The 16,380-nt window shown below is 67.9% G+C and carries 11 protein-coding genes; 10 read left to right on the top strand and 1 reads right to left on the bottom strand.

All coding sequences use genetic code 11. The features are described 5' to 3' along the window. Positions 1-169: 169 nt before the first annotated feature. The gene (locus M8C17_RS03700; protein WP_252414887.1) at positions 170-1,453 is read left to right on the top strand and encodes a citrate synthase; all 1,284 of its coding nucleotides are present in this window, start codon (positions 170-172) and stop codon (positions 1,451-1,453) included. A 201-nt stretch (positions 1,454-1,654) separates the two neighbouring features. On the opposite strand, the gene M8C17_RS03695 is transcribed toward M8C17_RS03700, so the two are convergent. Further along, the gene (locus M8C17_RS03695) at positions 1,655-3,058 is read right to left on the bottom strand and encodes a glycosyltransferase family 4 protein (RefSeq protein WP_252414886.1); all 1,404 of its coding nucleotides are present in this window, start codon (positions 3,056-3,058) and stop codon (positions 1,655-1,657) included. A gap of 331 nt (positions 3,059-3,389) precedes the next feature. On the opposite strand from M8C17_RS03695, the gene glgX reads away from it, so the two are divergent. The 9 genes from glgX (at position 3,390) to M8C17_RS03650 (ending at position 16,064) form a co-directional block, all read left to right on the top strand. After that, positions 3,390-5,507: a glycogen debranching protein GlgX gene (gene glgX, locus M8C17_RS03690; RefSeq protein ID WP_252414885.1), complete on the top strand. Its 2,118-nt coding sequence runs from the start codon at positions 3,390-3,392 to the stop codon at positions 5,505-5,507. Between the two features lies 1 nt (position 5,508). Then, on the top strand, positions 5,509-7,830 hold the full coding sequence (gene treY, locus M8C17_RS03685) for a malto-oligosyltrehalose synthase (protein WP_252414884.1): 2,322 nt from the start codon (positions 5,509-5,511) through the stop codon (positions 7,828-7,830). Beyond that, positions 7,827-9,557, top strand: a complete 1,731-nt coding sequence (gene treZ / locus M8C17_RS03680; protein WP_252414883.1) for a malto-oligosyltrehalose trehalohydrolase — start codon at positions 7,827-7,829, stop codon at positions 9,555-9,557. Before treY ends, treZ begins: the two co-directional genes overlap by 4 nt. Positions 9,558-9,959: 402 nt before the next feature. Continuing rightward, positions 9,960-10,403: a hypothetical protein gene (locus M8C17_RS03675; RefSeq protein ID WP_252414882.1), complete on the top strand. Its 444-nt coding sequence runs from the start codon at positions 9,960-9,962 to the stop codon at positions 10,401-10,403. A gap of 43 nt (positions 10,404-10,446) precedes the next feature. After that, the gene (locus M8C17_RS03670; RefSeq protein ID WP_252414881.1) at positions 10,447-11,097 is read left to right on the top strand and encodes a hypothetical protein; all 651 of its coding nucleotides are present in this window, start codon (positions 10,447-10,449) and stop codon (positions 11,095-11,097) included. A 44-nt stretch (positions 11,098-11,141) separates the two neighbouring features. Further along, positions 11,142-12,203 carry a hypothetical protein gene (locus M8C17_RS03665; protein ID WP_252414880.1) on the top strand — a complete coding sequence of 354 codons (1,062 nt, stop codon included), beginning with the start codon at positions 11,142-11,144 and terminating at the stop codon, positions 12,201-12,203. Between the two features lie 297 nt (positions 12,204-12,500). Next, the gene (locus M8C17_RS03660; protein WP_252414879.1) at positions 12,501-13,583 is read left to right on the top strand and encodes a dsDNA nuclease domain-containing protein; all 1,083 of its coding nucleotides are present in this window, start codon (positions 12,501-12,503) and stop codon (positions 13,581-13,583) included. Then, positions 13,573-14,148 carry a hypothetical protein gene (locus M8C17_RS03655; protein ID WP_252414878.1) on the top strand — a complete coding sequence of 192 codons (576 nt, stop codon included), beginning with the start codon at positions 13,573-13,575 and terminating at the stop codon, positions 14,146-14,148. The genes M8C17_RS03660 and M8C17_RS03655 overlap by 11 nt, the downstream gene beginning before the upstream one ends. Before the next feature lie 50 nt (positions 14,149-14,198). Continuing rightward, positions 14,199-16,064 (top strand): hypothetical protein, encoded by a 1,866-nt coding sequence (locus M8C17_RS03650; RefSeq protein ID WP_252414877.1) that lies wholly within the window; start codon positions 14,199-14,201, stop codon positions 16,062-16,064. The last annotated feature ends 316 nt before the right edge of the window (positions 16,065-16,380 follow it).

Raw genomic sequence — 16,380 nt, 5'->3', positions numbered from 1 at the left:
CGCTCAGCTCCATCCCGCACAACGGGAAGCGGGTTTCCCGGCTGCCCGGTCGGGAATCGGGTGACGCATACCTCACCGCCGAACCACGGCGGGCGGTGTCCCCCGAGCCGCAATTACGGTAGAAGCGAAGGCAATTCAACGTAGATCTGCCGGCGAAGCGAGGAACCACATGACGGAAGTCAAGCTCGATCACCCCGGTGGGCAGCTGTCGATGCCGGTACATCCCGCGGTCGAGGGCCCCGCCGGTATCGGGGTCAGCAAGCTGCTGAAGGAAACCGGGATGACGACGTACGACCCCGGTTTCGTCAACACCGCGGCCGCCTCATCGGCGATCACCTACATCGACGGCGACGCGGGGATCCTGCGTTACCGGGGGTACCCGATCGAGCAGCTGGCCGAGAAGTCCTCCTTCCTGGAGGTCTCCTACCTGCTCATCTACGGTGAGCTGCCGAGCGAGCAGCAGTTGACCGAGTTCACCGAGTGGATTCGGCGGCACTCGCTGCTGCACGAGGAGATGCGTCGCTTCTTCGACGGCTTCCCCCGGGACGCCCACCCGATGGCCGTGCTCTCGTCGGCGGTGAGCGCCCTCTCGACCTTCTACCAGGACAGCCTGGACCCGTTCGACTCCGAGCACGTGGAGATCTCCACTGTCCGGCTCATGGCGAAGGTCCCCACCATCGCCTCGTACGCCTACAAGAAGTCCATCGGGCAGCCGCTGCTGTACCCGGACAACTCCCTGGGGTACGTGGACAACCTGCTGCGGATGACCTTCGGCGTGCCGGCTGAGCCGTACGAGGTCGACCCGGTGATGTCGAAGGTGCTGGACATGCTCTTCGTCCTGCACGCCGACCACGAGCAGAACTGCTCGACCTCGACCGTCCGGCTGGTCGGCTCCAGCAACGCCAACCTGTTCGCCTCGGTCTCCGCCGGTGTGAACGCGCTGTTCGGCCCGCTGCACGGCGGCGCCAACCAGGCCGTGCTGGAGATGCTCCAGCAGATCCACGCCGGCGACGGCGACGTCCGGTCCTTCGTCCGCAAGGTCAAGGACAAGCAGGACGGCGTCAAGCTGATGGGCTTCGGCCACCGGGTCTACAAGAACTACGACCCGCGGGCGGCGATCGTCAAGAAGGCCGCGCAGGACGTGCTGGGCCGGATGGCCAAGCCGGACCCGCTGCTGGACATCGCCATGGAGCTGGAGGAGATCGCCCTCGCCGACGACTTCTTCGTCTCCCGCCGGCTCTACCCGAACGTGGACTTCTACACCGGCCTGATCTACAAGGCCATGGGCTTCCCGACGAAGATGTTCACGGTGCTGTTCGCGCTCGGCCGGCTCCCCGGCTGGATCGCCCAGTGGCGCGAGATGATCAGCGACCCGGAGACCAAGATCGGCCGTCCGCGGCAGGTCTACGTCGGCTCCGCCGAGCGGGACTACGTCCCCTTCGCCGACCGCTGACCTCCGCCCCCCCCGGCACCACCGGCAGGCCGCCGACCCACACGGGTCGGCGGCCTGCCGCCTTTCCGCCGACAGATCCCGCCGGGCCCCCCGCCGGCTGCTCGGCCCAAGATCCGAGCAACTCCAGGGAAAGTGCTGCCTCGAACGGCCGGGAGGCAGCACTTTCCCTGGAGTTGTGCCGATCTCGGTCGGCGGAGTCGGTCAGCGAAGGCCGGCGGCGGCGAGCAGGTTGCCGTCGGGGAGCGCGGGCAGGGCACGACCGCGCGACATGCGCTGCTCGGCACGTTCGGCGGTGAACGTGGCGTCGGTGGCGATGGCGGCGGCGTAGCTGGCGGCGGTGCGCTGGGCGATGGCCGACCAGCCGTACTGGTCGTGCACCATCCGGCGGGCGCGGCGGGCCAGGGCGCCGGCACGCTCCCGGTCGGACAGCAGCGCGTCCACGGCCTCGGTCAGCCCGTCCGGGTCGTGCGGCGGGAACGTCATGCCGGTCACGCCCGGCTCGACGATCTCGGCGAGACCGCCGGTGGCGGCGACCGCCAGCGGTGCGCCGGCCGCCGCGCCTTCCAGGGCCACCATGCCGAACGGCTCGTAGATGCTCGGCACCGCGAAGCAGTCGGAGGCGGCCATCAGCGCCGGCAGGTCCGTGCCGCCGAGGAAGCCCGGCATGGTGACCATGCCGCCCAGGCCGTGGCGGTGCACCTCGGCCTCCAGTTCGGCGCGGTACGGGCCGTCGCCGGCGATCACGGCACGCAGCCCGGGGTGCCGCTCCCGCAGCCGGGGCAGCCCGGCGATCAGGTGCTGCACGCCCTTCTCGTAGACCAGTCGGCCGGCGAACGTGACCAGCGGGCCGTCCCCGGCGAAGCGGGCCCGGGCGGCGGCCACCTCGCGGGCGGGCACCTTCCAGCGGTGCGGCTCCACACCGTTGGCCACCACGTCGACCCGGCCGACCGGCACGTCGAACAGCGCGTTCACCTCGTCGCGCATGTACCCCGAGCAGACGATCACCCGGTTGGACTCGGTGCTGAGCCACTGCTCCACGCCGTGGATGGTGCGGTTCATCTCCTCCGGCAGCCAGCCCTGGTGCCGTCCCGCCTCGGTGGCGTGGATGGTGCTCACCAGCGGGATGTCCAGGTGGTCGCGCAACGTCATCGCGGTGTGGGCGACGAGCCAGTCGTGGGCGTGGATGACGTCGTAGGTGCCGGCTTCGGTGGCGCGCAGCGCGGTGCGGGTGAGGGTGTGGTTGAAGGCCATGGTCCAGGCCAGGAGGGAGCTGGTGGCGAGGGGGAAGGTGACGGGGTCTTCGGGGGCGCGGAGGATGCGGACGCCGTCGGCGTATTCCTCCAGGGGTGCGCCGTCGGCGTGGCGGGTGATGACGGTGACGTCGTGGCCGGCGGCGGCGAGGGCGACGGAGAGGGCGTGGACGTGTCGGCCGAGGCCGCCGACGAGCACGGGCGGGTACTCCCACGAGAGCATCAGGATGCGACGGGTCTGCGGCGGGACGCCCGGGCCGGGCTGCGGCGGGAGCTGGGGTCGGGAGGTCAGGGTGGGCCGGTGGACCCGGTCCGCGGTGGTAGCGATCTGCTCGCCGACCCGCAGGGTCGTCACATCAATCTCCGTCCATGCATGGTGGTACGCGCCGGCAGCGGTGGCGGCGTTGCGGGAGGTGGCGGGGTGGCCGAGGGCCGAGTGGGGCTACGCGCGGGCGCGTGCCCCTGGACAAGCAAAAGGCATCGAGCGCCGTCGCGCATCCTGAGAGAGGTCAAGGTGACGGAAGACACCTGAAGGTTTAGCGCGCATCAGACAGGTGGATTCCGGGCATCCCCTGAAAGGATGGATTGGCGCGTCGGGGCGCGGGGCAATACCGGCGTGCGCGCTGGCGACCCTTGCTGGTGCGCTCGTGCGTGATGCGCACATGACCACGGTCTGAAGGAGCGACATGCAGGTCTGGCCGGGCGAGCGGTACCCCCTGGGCGCCACCTACGACGGGATGGGCACCAACTTCGCCATCTTCTCGGAGGTGGCCGAGCGGGTCGAGCTGTGCCTCTTCGACGAGTGGGACACCGGCGCCGAGCGGCGGGTCGAGCTGCGCGAGGTGGACGCCTACGTCTGGCACGCGTACCTGCCGGGCATCGAGCCGGGGCAGCGCTACGGCTACCGGGTCCACGGCCCGTACGACCAGGCCAACGGGCTGCGCTGCAACCCGCACAAGCTGCTGCTCGACCCGTACGCGAAGGCGATCGACGGCGACGTGGAGTGGGACCCGGCGGTCTACGACTACGACCTGGAGCACCCGGAGCGGATGTCGGAGACCGACTCGGCGCCGTTCATGCCGAAGTCGGTGGTGGTCAACCCGTACTTCGACTGGGGCAACGACAAGCCGCCGCGCACCCCGTACCACCACTCGGTGATCTACGAGGCCCACGTACGCGGGCTGACCATGCGGCACCCGGACATCCCGGAGGAGCTGCGCGGCACGTACGCCGGCATCGCCTCGCCCGTGATGATCGACTACCTGAAGCGGCTCGGAGTGACCGCCATCGAGCTGATGCCGGTGCACCAGTTCATCCACGATCACCGGCTGGTGGATCTGGGGCTGCGCAACTACTGGGGCTACAACACGATCGGCTTCTTCGCCCCGCACCACGGCTACTCGGCGCTGGGCCGGCTCGGCCAGCAGGTGCAGGAGTTCCGCGGCATGGTCAAGGCCCTGCACGCCGCGGGCATCGAGGTCATCCTCGACGTGGTCTACAACCACACCGCCGAGGGCAACCACCTCGGGCCGACGCTGAGCTTCAAGGGCGTGGACGCCCCCAGCTACTACCGGCTCAGCGAGGAGGACCGCCGCTACTTCGTCGACTACACGGGCACCGGCAACAGCCTCAACGTGCGCAGCCCGCACTCCCTGCAACTGATCATGGATTCGCTGCGGTACTGGGTGCAGGAGATGCACGTCGACGGGTTCCGCTTCGACCTGGCAGCCACCCTGGCCCGGGAGTTCTACGAGGTGGACCGGCTCTCCACCTTCTTCGAGGTGGTCCAGCAGGACCCGGTGGTCAGCCAGGTCAAGCTGATCGCCGAGCCGTGGGACGTCGGCCCCGGCGGTTACCAGGTGGGCAACTTCCCGCCGGTGTGGACCGAGTGGAACGGCAAGTACCGGGACACCGTGCGGGACTTCTGGCGCGGCGAGCCGGCCACGCTCGCCGAGTTCGCCTCCCGGATCTCCGGCTCGGCCGACCTCTATCAGGACGACGGCCGCCGCCCGTTCCACAGCATCAACTTCGTCACCTGCCACGACGGGTTCACGCTCAACGACCTGGTGTCGTACAACGACAAGCACAACGAGGCCAACGGCGAGGACAACCGGGACGGCGAGAGCCACAACCGCTCCTGGAACTCCGGCGTGGAGGGCGACACCGACGACGAGGCGGTGCTCGCCCTGCGGGCCAAGCAGCGGCGCAACTTCCTGGCCACCCTGATGCTCTCCCAGGGCGTGCCGATGATCGGCCACGGCGACGAGCTGGGCCGCACCCAGCACGGCAACAACAACGCCTACTGCCAGGACAGCGAGCTGGCCTGGGTCGACTGGGACAACGCCGACTCCCACCTGCTGGAGTTCGTCCGGACGCTGACCGCGTTCCGGGCCCGGCACCAGGTGTTCCGCCGCCGCCGGTTCTTCACCGGCCTGCCGGTCGGCGGGCGTGACGTCGACGAGCCGCTGCCCGACCTGGCCTGGTACACGCCGGACGGCCGGGAGATGACCGGCGACGACTGGGGCAACGACTTCGGCCGCTCGGTGGCGCTCTTCGTCAACGGCGAGGGCATCCGCGAGCGCGGCCAGTACGGCCAGAAGCACCACGACGCCTCGTTCCTGCTCTGCTTCAACGCCCACGACGCGCCGCTGGACTTCATCCTGCCCGGCAGCGAGTACGGCCAGAAGTGGGAACGGGTCATCAGCACCGCCGAACCCGAACCGGACGACGTCACGGTGATCAGCGCGGGCGGCACCGTCCGGGTGCCGGACCGCTCCCTGGTGGTGTTGGAGAGGACGGTCTGACATGGCGGTGCCCCCTCACCCCGAGCAGCGGAAGACGACAGGCACCTACCGGGTGCAGGTGCGCCCCGGCTTCGACCTGGACGCCACCGCCGAGATCGTCGACTACCTGGCCGACCTCGGCGTCAGCCACCTCTACAGCGCCCCGCTGCTGACCGCCACCCCCGGCTCCGCGCACGGCTACGACGTCGTCGACCACCGGGCCGTCAATCCGGAGGTGGGCGGCGAGGCGGGCCGGCAACGGCTGCTGCGCGCGCTGCGCGACAAGCAGCTCGGCCTGGTCGTCGACATCGTGCCCAACCACGCCGGGGTGGCCGTGCCGCCGGCCAACCCCGCCTGGTGGGACGTGCTGCGCCGGGGCCGCGCCTCGTCGTACGCCGACTGGTTCGACATCGACTGGGACCGGGGCCGGCTGCTGCTGCCGGTGCTGGCCGACGACCCGGCCGCCCTGGACGACCTCAAGCTGGTCGACGGGGAGCTGCGCTACCACGAGCACCGCTTCCCGGTCGCCGACGGCACCGGCGACGGCAGTCCCCGCGAGGTGCACGACCGGCAGCACTACGAGCTGGTCTCCTGGCGGCGCGGCGACGCCGAGCTGACGTACCGCCGGTTCTTCGCGATCGCGGACCTGGCGGGCCTGCGCGTGGAGGACCCGGCGGTGTTCGCCGCCACCCACGAGCTGATCCTGCGCTGGGCCGCCGACGGTGAGGTTCACGGCATCCGCGTCGACCACCCCGACGGCCTGCGCGACCCGGGCGGCTACCTGACCCGGTTGCGGGCCGCCGCGCCGGAGGCCTGGCTCGTGGTGGAGAAGATCCTGGAGTACGGCGAGGAGCTGCCGGACTGGCCGGTCGACGGCACCACCGGCTACGACGCCCTGGCCGCCGTCAACGGGCTCTTCGTCGACCCGGACGCCGAGGGCGACTTCACGGTGCTGGACGCCCGCCTCGTCGGGCACCACACCTCCTGGGAGAACCTGACCCACGACACGAAGCTGGCCGCCGCCACGAAGCTGCTCGCCGCCGAGCTGACGAGGCTGGCCGCGCTCGCCCCCGAGGTGCCCACCGAGCCGGCGCGGGCGGCCCTCGCCGAGCTGGCCGCCGCGTTCCCGGTCTACCGGGGCTACCCGCCGCACGGCGCCCGGCACCTGGCCGCCGCCCGCTCCGAGGCGGGCCGGCGCCGCCCCGACCTGGCCGCCGCCCTGGACGCGATCACCCGCCGCCTCCGCGACCCGGACGACGAGCTGGCGCAACGCTTCCCCCAGCTCACCGGCGCGGTCATGGCCAAGGGCGTGGAGGACACCGCGTTCTACCGCTGGACCCGGTTCGTGGCGCTCAACGAGGTCGGCGGCACCCCCGCCCACTTCGGGGTGCCGCCGGCGGAGTTCCACCGCTTCGCCACCGCCCGACAGGTCCGCTGGCCGGCCAGCATGACCACCGTCTCCACCCACGACACGAAGCGCAGCGAGGACGTCCGCGCGCGGATGGCCGTGCTCAGCGAACTGCCGCAACGCTGGGGCGAGCAGGTCACCGCCTGGATGGGGTACGCGCCGCTGCCCGACCCGGCCTTCGCCCACCTGCTCTGGCAGACCGCCGTCGGCGCCTGGCCCATCGAGCGGGAGCGCCTGCACGCGTACGTGGAGAAGGCCGCCCGGGAGGCCGCGACCTCCACGAGCTGGGGCGACCCCGACGCGGCCTTCGAGCAGGCGATGCACGACGTGGTCGACACCATGTACGACGACCCGCGGCTGCACGCCGAGCTGACCGAGTTCGCCGCGGCGATCACCCCGGCCGGCTGGTGCAACTCACTGGGCCAGAAGCTGGTGCAGCTCGCCATGCCCGGCATCCCCGACACGTACCAGGGCACCGAGCTGTGGGACAACTCGCTCGTCGACCCCGACAACCGCCGCCCGGTCGACTTCTCCGTACGCCGGGAGGTGCTGGCGCGTCTCGACGGCGGCTGGCAGCCGCCGGTGGACGACAGCGGCGCCGCGAAGCTGCTGGTGGTCTCGCGGACCCTGCGGCTGCGCCGCGCGCACCCGGACCTGTTCACCGGCTACCGGCCGGTCCCGGCGCACGGCCCGGCGGGCCGGCACGTGGTGGCCTTCGACCGGGGTGGCGCGATCGCCGTGGCGACCCGGCTGCCGCTGGGCCTGGCCCGCGCCGGTGGTTGGCGTGACACAGTCCTGTCGCTTCCCGTTAACGAGGTGAAGGACCTGTTCACCGGTCGGGTCTACAGTGGCGGAGAGACCTCCCTGGCCGACCTTCTGGCCGACTATCCCGTCGCTCTGCTGGCTCCCACCGATTCCGCGGAGGCTGCGCGATGACCGAATTCACCGTGTGGGCGCCGGACGCCGCCCGGGTCCGGCTGCACCTGCCCGGTGCCGCCGACCACGAGATGCGCGCCGCCGCCGACGGCTGGTGGCGGGTCGAGGTGCCCAACACCGGCCCCGGCACCGACTACGCCTTCTTGCTCGACGACGACGACACCCCGCTGCCCGACCCGCGCTCGGCGTGGCAGCCTTCCGGTGTCCACGGGCCGAGCCGCCTGTACGACCACGGCGCCTTCGACTGGACCGACAGCTCGTGGACCGGCCGGCAACTGCCCGGCAGCATCCTCTACGAGCTGCACATCGGCACCTTCACCCCGGAGGGCACCTTCGACGCGGCCATTGACCGCCTCGACCACCTCGTCTCGCTGGGCGTCGACCTGATCGAACTGCTCCCGGTCAACGCCTTCAACGGCGAACACAACTGGGGGTACGACGGCGTCTGCTGGTACGCCCCACACCAGCCCTACGGCGGCCCCGACGGCCTGAAACGCCTCGTGGACGCCGCCCACGCCAAAGGTCTGGGGGTGATCCTCGACGTCGTCTACAACCATTTCGGGCCCTCCGGGGCCTACGCGCCGCGGTTCGGGCCCTACCTCGCCGAGCAGAGCAACAATTGGGGCCGCTCGGTCAACCTGGACGGCCCGCACTCCGACGAGGTACGCCGCTACATCATCGACAGCGTGCTGATGTGGCTGCGCGACTACCACGTCGACGGCCTGCGCCTGGACGCCGTGCACGCCCTGCCCGACTCGCGGGCTGTTCCGATTTTGGAAGAGCTGGCTGTTTCCGTCGAGTCTTTGTCTACGCACCTGGGGCGGCCGCTGTCGCTGATCGCCGAGTCCGACCTCAACGATCCACGGCTCATCACCCCTCGGGAGGCGGGCGGGTTCGGGCTGCACGCCCAGTGGAACGACGACGCCCACCACGCGCTGCACACGTTGCTGACGGGGGAGCGGCAGGGGTACTACGGGGACTTCGGCTCCCTGGAGACCCTTGCCGACGTGCTCACCGGCGGGTTCTTCCACGCGGGCACCTGGTCGAGCTTCCGCAACCGGCACCACGGGCGGCCTCTGGACCCGCGTGTGCCTGGGCATCGGCTGGTGGCTTACTTGCAGAACCACGACCAGATCGGCAACCGGGCTACCGGGGATCGGATCTCGGCTTCGCTGTCGCCTTCCATGCTGCGGGTGGGGGCGACGTTGCTGATGACGGCGCCGTTCACGCCGATGTTGTTCATGGGGGAGGAGTGGGCGGCGTCTACGCCGTGGCAGTTCTTCACGTCGCATCCGGAGCCGGAGTTAGCGTCTGCTGTGGTTACGGGGCGGCGGCGGGAGTTCGCGGCGCACGGGTGGCCGGAGGGGGACGTGCCGGATCCGCAGGACCCGCAGACGTTCGTGCGGTCGCGGTTGGACTGGGCGGAGCTGGACAAGCCCGAGCATCGGGAGATGTTTGCGTTCTACCAGCGGTTGATTGCTCTGCGGCGGAGCCTTCCGGATCTGTCTGATCCTCGGTTGCACGCCGTTTCCGTGCAGCACGGAGACCAGTTCCTGCTGATGCGGCGGGGGGACACCCTTGTGGTGGCGAACCTGGCTGGGCGGGGGCAGGGGATCTCGTTGCCTGGGGTGGCGCGGCGGGTGCTACTGGCCACGGGGGAGGGGGTCACGGTGATGCGGGACCGGATCCAGTTGCCGGCCGAGACGGCGGCGATCGTGGCGTTGTGACGTTGGTGTCAAATCGCTTCAGGAGGATGCACGCGGATCGCGGCATGTCCGGACACACCTGCCTTGGCGCCGGGCGCACTACGCTTGGAGGCCGGCCTGCCCAACGCGCGGCGCCGGTACCGCGCGCTGAACCCAAGGGTGGCAGCACTGTTCGAGTCGGGCCAGGCTCCGGGGAGCCCGCTCATGATGAGCGGGCTCCCGAAACGGCCCAGCGGGGCCCCCACCGTTCAACTGCAACCGCGCGGATCGCGGCATGAGAAGATGCCGCCGCTGAAAGCGACCGCGCCTTGAGCAGTTACAAAAGTCCGCCGTAACGGTTGGGTTGCGTTCGTAGACGACGGTCGCCGTGAGTCAGGCCAGGCTGCGTCGTGGAGATGCTTCGTGATGCGCTACTGTTCAAACGTGGACGATACGCTCCTGTGGAACGGCGCCAACACAGGCAACTCGATCCACGCAGATCAGGGCCCAGACTTTCCCACTGTTCTGCAGGGCTGGCGTCTCCGTCGGGAGTGGGAAGCTCACCTGCGGGTGTTCTGCGGGGAATGGCGATCTCTATCACCCGACGACCCGGACGACCCCTATCTGGCCACCATGAATGGTTGTGCCAACCAGCGTTTTTTGATCAGGTGGCGCAGCATCGGTGGCGTGCCGGTCCGTTTTGGCTGCGGGACGGTCGCGGGCGACGTCGGAACGATCGTCGAGAACGAGCTGCCAGCGCCGGCAGTACGCGGTTGGGCCGAACTTCACGGCTGCGGATGGCCGCTATGGCAGTTCGTCGGGCAGAAGAACGGTAGCAACCTCGGCGACATTGCCGTGGCGGTGCAGTATTGGGTAGCTTCGGCCTGATCCGATGGTGCAGCTGGGGCCTCCTCTGCGGTAGCGTGCGCCCATGCCGCTCGCCAAGCCAGTCATTGGCGCCTCAGACGCGTGGATTACTCCCGGCCTAGTGGCGTCTATCTGCGCGCTCGTCTTCACGATCGGTTCGTTCTGGTGGATCCAGGTTCGCCGTGGCCGGCTACGCAGCTATCCGCCGCAGGTCTACGCCGCCGCCTTTGGGCCAAACAAGATAATGATAGTGCTGCCCCTGGTGATTCATAATCCGGCACCGGCGCCGCTGGCTGTGGTTGGGCTTCGATTGCGGGTCGACTTACCCGAGGCCAGGCGCCGGGATGCTGCCGAGGCGGCCGCCGATTCGGTCGCTCTACCAAAGATCATGCCGTGGATTGCCTGTCGGTCCGACGTCTACTCCGACTCACGGACATACAACGCGCCGTTCGCAGTGGATGGACGAGGGATGGCGGAAAAGTTCGTGGAGTTTCAGTGGGACAATCCACCTACGACGCTCGCAGACGGTCCCTACGTCGTCACCGTCGAGGTTCGGTCGGCTCCGCGTCGGTGGTGGCAGAAAGACAGATGGCGCCGGCTGCTTCAATTCGATCTGAACACGCAGCTCTCCACCGAATCCCGAGCGTCTTTCCTAACTCGGACAAATGACCTAGAGTTCATCGGTCCGGCAACCCGTCTATGGGAAGGCCAGTAACGGCAGCGGCTAACATGATCATCAACCGCCCCGATAGGAGACTCGTGAGTATCCAGCAGGATCGGCGAGAGTTGGAGCGCAAGCAGAAGGCGCAGTCGGACAGGGCGCGCAGGGCCGCCGACCTGCGCACCAAGGAGGCGCGCAAGCGCGTGGACGCAGCCAAAGCCGATCAAGCAGCCGGCCGCACTCGCAGCCCTTCGCAAGCTCAGAGCAAAAGACGCGAAGCCGTCCGGGCCTTGGAGGCTGCCAACAAGTACGGCCGAGACGCATCCGCATTGGAGGCTGAAGCCGCTGGTTACGGCTCCGATGCGGCGAAGCTACAAACCAAGATCGCGAAGGCGGAAACGGCTGAACGCCAACGAGCCGCCCGTCAGCAGATCATCGCTCAGCGGGCAGCACAGGTCCAGCAACGCCAGCTCGCCCAGCAGGTTGCATCCTCGCAGGAGAGAATCGCCATGTCAGAGCAGGCGTTGCGTGCACTCAGCGCGCCGAAAGCCGAAAAACTCCGTATCCTCATGTTGGGCGCGTCCTCCGAGGGAGACCTCCGCGTCACGCGCGAACACACCAGAATCCGCCGAGCAGTCGAAGCTGCGCTGCACCGTGATCAAGTCGAGATTGACGTGCGGCTTTCGGCTACTACGCAGGACCTACAGGACGGCCTCGCCAAATTCCGCCCTCACGTCGTCCACTTCTCCGGGCACGGCGATGAGCAGCTGATCTCCTTCGAGGAAGATGTCGACGACTTCCACACCGGCGTCGTGGTGACTGCGAGCGCCTTCGCCTCAGCGTGCCAAGCCACCGACTCTCCGCCAACCTTGATCGTGTTCAACGCCTGCAAGTCCTCCGGCACGGCCGACGCGCTCGTCGACCGCTTCGCACCCTTGGCGATCGGTATGACAGACAGCATCGACGACGGCGACGCTCTTAACTACGCCGCCGCCCTCTACTCTTCGGTTGCTAACGGGCAGTCAGTCAACTCCGCCCATCTTGCGGGCAAGGCCGCCATCGAACTGTCAGGCGGGGAGCACGAATTGCCCTACCTCGCGACGGCTCAGGGCATCGACCCGACAAAAGTTATCCTGGTCAAACAGCCGCCCACTGGGTAAGCCGCCAACAAGATCGAGTGACTCTCATCGGCAGTTCCAGATGGCGAGCGGCAGCTCCAGCCGTCACGCTGCGTGCCGCGCGGATCGCGGCATGAGCGCGCACCCGCTGTACGGTCATCCCTCGGCGACAGGTGCAGTTGCCTATCAACTTCGCGGATTGCATTCGCCGACATGGCCAGCGGCTCACCTCCAGGGTATTGATCACCGTGTCGGCAACCAGTACCGTAGTGACGGAGCGCGTGCGTTTAGAAACGCTGTGTGGTCCGGAGCAGGATGGCCTGTATTGGAGTGGCCTGGGTGGATTCGTCAGCGCTGGACGGCGGCCGCCGCAGCCGCCGTGGTTTCCAATATCAAGACGCAGTAACCTTGCTCGACTGCCTGGACATGCATGCCGGAGCATACGACTCGGTCGGATTTGAAGACCTCGACGACATCGTCTGCACAGCCCGTGACGGGACAACGTACCGGCAGGTGAAAACGAAGGAAGATGCAACACGACACACCATCGCATCCGTATGCCGGCCAGAACTGAAGGACCGCGTCGAGACCAGCATCCTCGGACGATTGTTCTCCGGCAAGCCTTGCACCGGCGAATCACGGTTCTGTCTCGTGGTGAACGAGACGCCGCAGGCCGATCTCGACAGCTTCCGGACCGAACGAGGCACCACCCGGGGTCCAGTACCGCAGAAGCATCGCGATGACATCGCCAAGCGTCTGCAAGACCTGCCGGTCGCCCCAGGTCGGTCCCTCGCCTTTTTCATCGACCGTTTCGAGGTGCTGGTCGAGGCGCGCACCATCGAGCAGGTGGAGGACGCCATCCTGCGTCGCCTCGACGGCCCAGTCGCAGCGGTCCTCGGCCAGCCGGGCCTGTGGCGAGAGCTTGAGGACGTCCTTATTCGGCTATCCATACTGCTAGCCCGTGAAGCATCGCAGAAGATCAGCCGTCATTGGGATGCAGCGACATTCAAGGCGTCGCTGCTTCAAGCCATCGCAGCGTCGACGGGGCGGCGGTCTGACGGCAGCACGGAGCCGCTGCAGCGGCTACGGAGCAAGCTGCAACCGGCCGGGCTGACCGCCGAGGAGGCGGAGGGTCATCTGGACCTGCTGCTGCGCTATCGGCGGCGCTACCGCTCGGCCGTCGGCGGTGAGCGGCGGCTGCTGGACGATCTGAACGACCACGTTTTCGCCCTCTGCAGCGAGGTGTCGGCACGGCGGCGGGCGGGGCACATCGAACCGGGCACGGCAGCCTACGCCGCCACAGTTCACGCAGTCACCCGAGAGCCCTTCCTACCCTCGCCATCGCTGCCGGTGCACGATCGCCTCGCCGCGCTCGACGATGTGACGGCACGGTGCCAGAATCGCTACACGGATGGCACGTGAATTAGGGCGCTCTGTGGTCCCGCCGCTGCACCGGCCGTGGGACCCGGACGACAGTGTCGACTTCCACGCGGCCAGGCTGCTTATCCTGTTCAGGCGTTGCGGTACTCAACCCCGATACCAAATCGAGGGCCGCACGAAACTCGCGAAACTCGATTTCTTTGTCCGCTACCCACTATTCCTGCAGCGGGCCATGCAGGTCCTGCACGCTGAAGGTCACATCACATCGGTGTGGCACGCTCATGGCGCCGAGACGGAGGCGCCGATGATCCGGTATCGCTTCGGCCCTTGGGACCCGCGCTACCGGCAGTACCTGGCCTTCCTCGAGGCTCGCCAGCTGATCAGGATCACAGTGACTAAGCCGGAGCGGGTATCGCTCACCGCAGGCGGACGCCGGCTCGCTGAGCAGCTGGCCACCAAGCCATCCTTCGGGCCGATCGTGGAACGATGCGACGCCATGGTCGGCAATCTTGCAGCTCTGACCGGCACAGAACTCAAGGACCTGGTCTATGACCTTTTCCCCGGCGAAGTCGGTGAGGCTGAGATGCGAGCGGAGATCAGGCAGTGACCGAATCGACTCCGCCACAGCCATTGCGCCTGGGACATGGCCTCAGGGTGATGAACGTCGAGCTGGTGCAGAGAACCGGCGAACTCGAACGCTTCGACCTCAGCCAGTCCGCCATGACGATCCTCACCGGGCCTCGCAACAGCTCGAAGACCACCACGCTGAAAGTTATCGACTACTGCCTCGGTGGCCGTGGCAGCGTCGCCGAGGATCTCGGCGCCCCCATCGACGAAAAGTACGCCGCACTGTCCATCCAGATCGCCATCGACGGACAGCAGCATCGGCTGACCCGCGAATTTGGGTTCGGGCAACGCGGAGTCGTCCAGATCGACGACGACAGCGCCGTCCCCGTCGTCAAAATGTCCGACTGGCTGCTCAGTAAACTCGGCTGGCCCCGGCTGGCCATTCCGCTGGGACGCAACGCAGGTACCGCCACCCAGCAGACACCGCTGAGCTTTCGCAGCGCACTACGGCACATCTACAGACGCGAGGACTCTTGGACGGAGTTTGCGTCTAAGGAACAGGAGTATCTACGCCGCGCGGTGGTAAGCCTCTTCCTTGGCTTCGCCCCGCAACGTTACGAAACGACCGAGTACGAGCTCGGCAGAGCGCAACGACAGCTGACCGCCGCCGAAGCGGTACTCCGGGATGTACTGGCCAGCACAGATGAGGCGACGCGGGCTGTCGTGCACCAGCTGGGCCTGCCGCCCGTCGTGAACGCGGATAGTCTGCAAGGCGTTCGCGACGAGGTAGACCGTCGCCTCACGGCCGCACAGAGCGAACGCGACGCGTTGGCAGCTGCGGCCGTGCGGGCACGCCAGGCCGAGGAAAGCGCACCCGGCCTAGACCCCGGGCTGCCAGCGCAACTCCAGGAGGCTTCCGCGCGGGCCGCCGACGCCGCCGGACGCATCGCGTCCCTCCTGCAGGTTATCGACGAGCACCAGCGGTCGATGAGGCTCATCGCCGCCGACCTAGAGCGATTCAATCGCCTGACCGATGCAGTCGACGCCTTTGATTCGGTTCCGGTGCGCATCTGCCCTGCCTGCGAACAAGACGTCGACCCTCGCCGGGTGCATGACGAATCCAGCTGCTACCTCTGTAGCCAGCCAGTTGCCGGAGATGTTCGGCGGCGCCGGGCCGAGCGAGAGCAACAGGCACTCGCCGCGGAACAGTCCGACCTGGCCGACGCCCTCGCGCGAGCAGCCAGCGACCTGCGACATGCGCGGCAGAACGAGGCGGAGGTATCCGAACGCCGGGTCCGGTTAGCCGGGCGCCTCCACGACGAACGGGTGGCCCAACTGGCACCGTTCGTCGCTGCCCTCGAGGACGCCGCCCGAGAGATCGGGCTGATTGAACAGCAGCGCAACGCCCTGCCCGCACTGGAGATCATCCTGGCCCGTCGGCAGCAAGCTGAGCATGCGGTGGACACTGCCCGGCAGGAAGTGGCGCGGCTCACTCGCCTAGCCGCTCTCGACGCTGACGCCTCCGCAGACATCCCGGACCGCTGTGGTGCCCTCGCCGATCACATGAACAGCTTTCTGCGGCTCTTCCGCGACCGTGGCTGGGTCGCCGGTCAGGTCACAATTTCTGGCGATGAGCTCACCTTTTATGTCGGCACCAGACCGTGGGACCACAGCCTCGGCGCTGAAGCTAGGGTTCTCTTCTTTCTCGCCTACAGCTACGCCATCCTAAGGCTCACCGACGCCGAGGACCGGCGCACCTGCCCACCTGGCATCTTGCTACTGGACAACCCATACCAACAAGGGCTAACTGCCGACGTCGTCGTACACGCCATTAGCCGCATCGGTGCAGCCGCCGACCAGGTGGGAGGTCAAGTCATTCTCACCCAAGCCCGGCCGGTCTCAGGCATCACCGCACCGCATGCCTCAATCCAGATGCCACACGAATACGCCACCTAATTGACGGTCACAGTCACGTTGCCGCGTCGTCCTCACAAGGGGTTCGCACCAATCGAAGGGGTTCTCTTCATGTGACGATCAATCAAAGCTTGCGCGAGCATGATCAAGTGCACTGACATCGACAGATCCGGAAGCCGTGCGGGCGCCGCATCCAGGCCCTTCGTCCGGCTCCTCAAGTTCATCAGGCGACCGAAGCCAGCTCCGACGCTGTGGTGTCCAAGGGCAAGGCGCGGAGCGACCCTACTCGGGCACTCAGCGTCATCGCTTGGACGCTCTGTAGGTGTACCGTCCAATCGTGCGGGGATAGCAGTGTGCC

Source organism: Micromonospora sp. RHAY321 (assembly GCF_023896955.1).
GTDB lineage: Bacteria > Actinomycetota > Actinomycetes > Mycobacteriales > Micromonosporaceae > Micromonospora.
The sequence above is the reverse complement of the archived record's forward strand: the minus strand, read 5'-3'. Positions and strand labels throughout refer to the sequence as shown.

What these genes read in the sequence shown, in the direction of transcription:
- treZ (WP_252414883.1), top strand. Translation starts at nt 7,827, where the DNA reads ATGACCGAATTCACCGTGTGGGCGCCGGACGCCGCCCGGGTCCGGCTG.
- M8C17_RS03650 (WP_252414877.1), top strand. Translation starts at nt 14,199, where the DNA reads ATGAACGTCGAGCTGGTGCAGAGAACCGGCGAACTCGAACGCTTCGAC.
- M8C17_RS03655 (WP_252414878.1), top strand. Translation starts at nt 13,573, where the DNA reads ATGGCACGTGAATTAGGGCGCTCTGTGGTCCCGCCGCTGCACCGGCCG.
- M8C17_RS03670 (WP_252414881.1), top strand. Translation starts at nt 10,447, where the DNA reads ATGCCGCTCGCCAAGCCAGTCATTGGCGCCTCAGACGCGTGGATTACT.
- M8C17_RS03700 (WP_252414887.1), top strand. Translation starts at nt 170, where the DNA reads ATGACGGAAGTCAAGCTCGATCACCCCGGTGGGCAGCTGTCGATGCCG.
- glgX (WP_252414885.1), top strand. Translation starts at nt 3,390, where the DNA reads ATGCAGGTCTGGCCGGGCGAGCGGTACCCCCTGGGCGCCACCTACGAC.
- treY (WP_252414884.1), top strand. Translation starts at nt 5,509, where the DNA reads ATGGCGGTGCCCCCTCACCCCGAGCAGCGGAAGACGACAGGCACCTAC.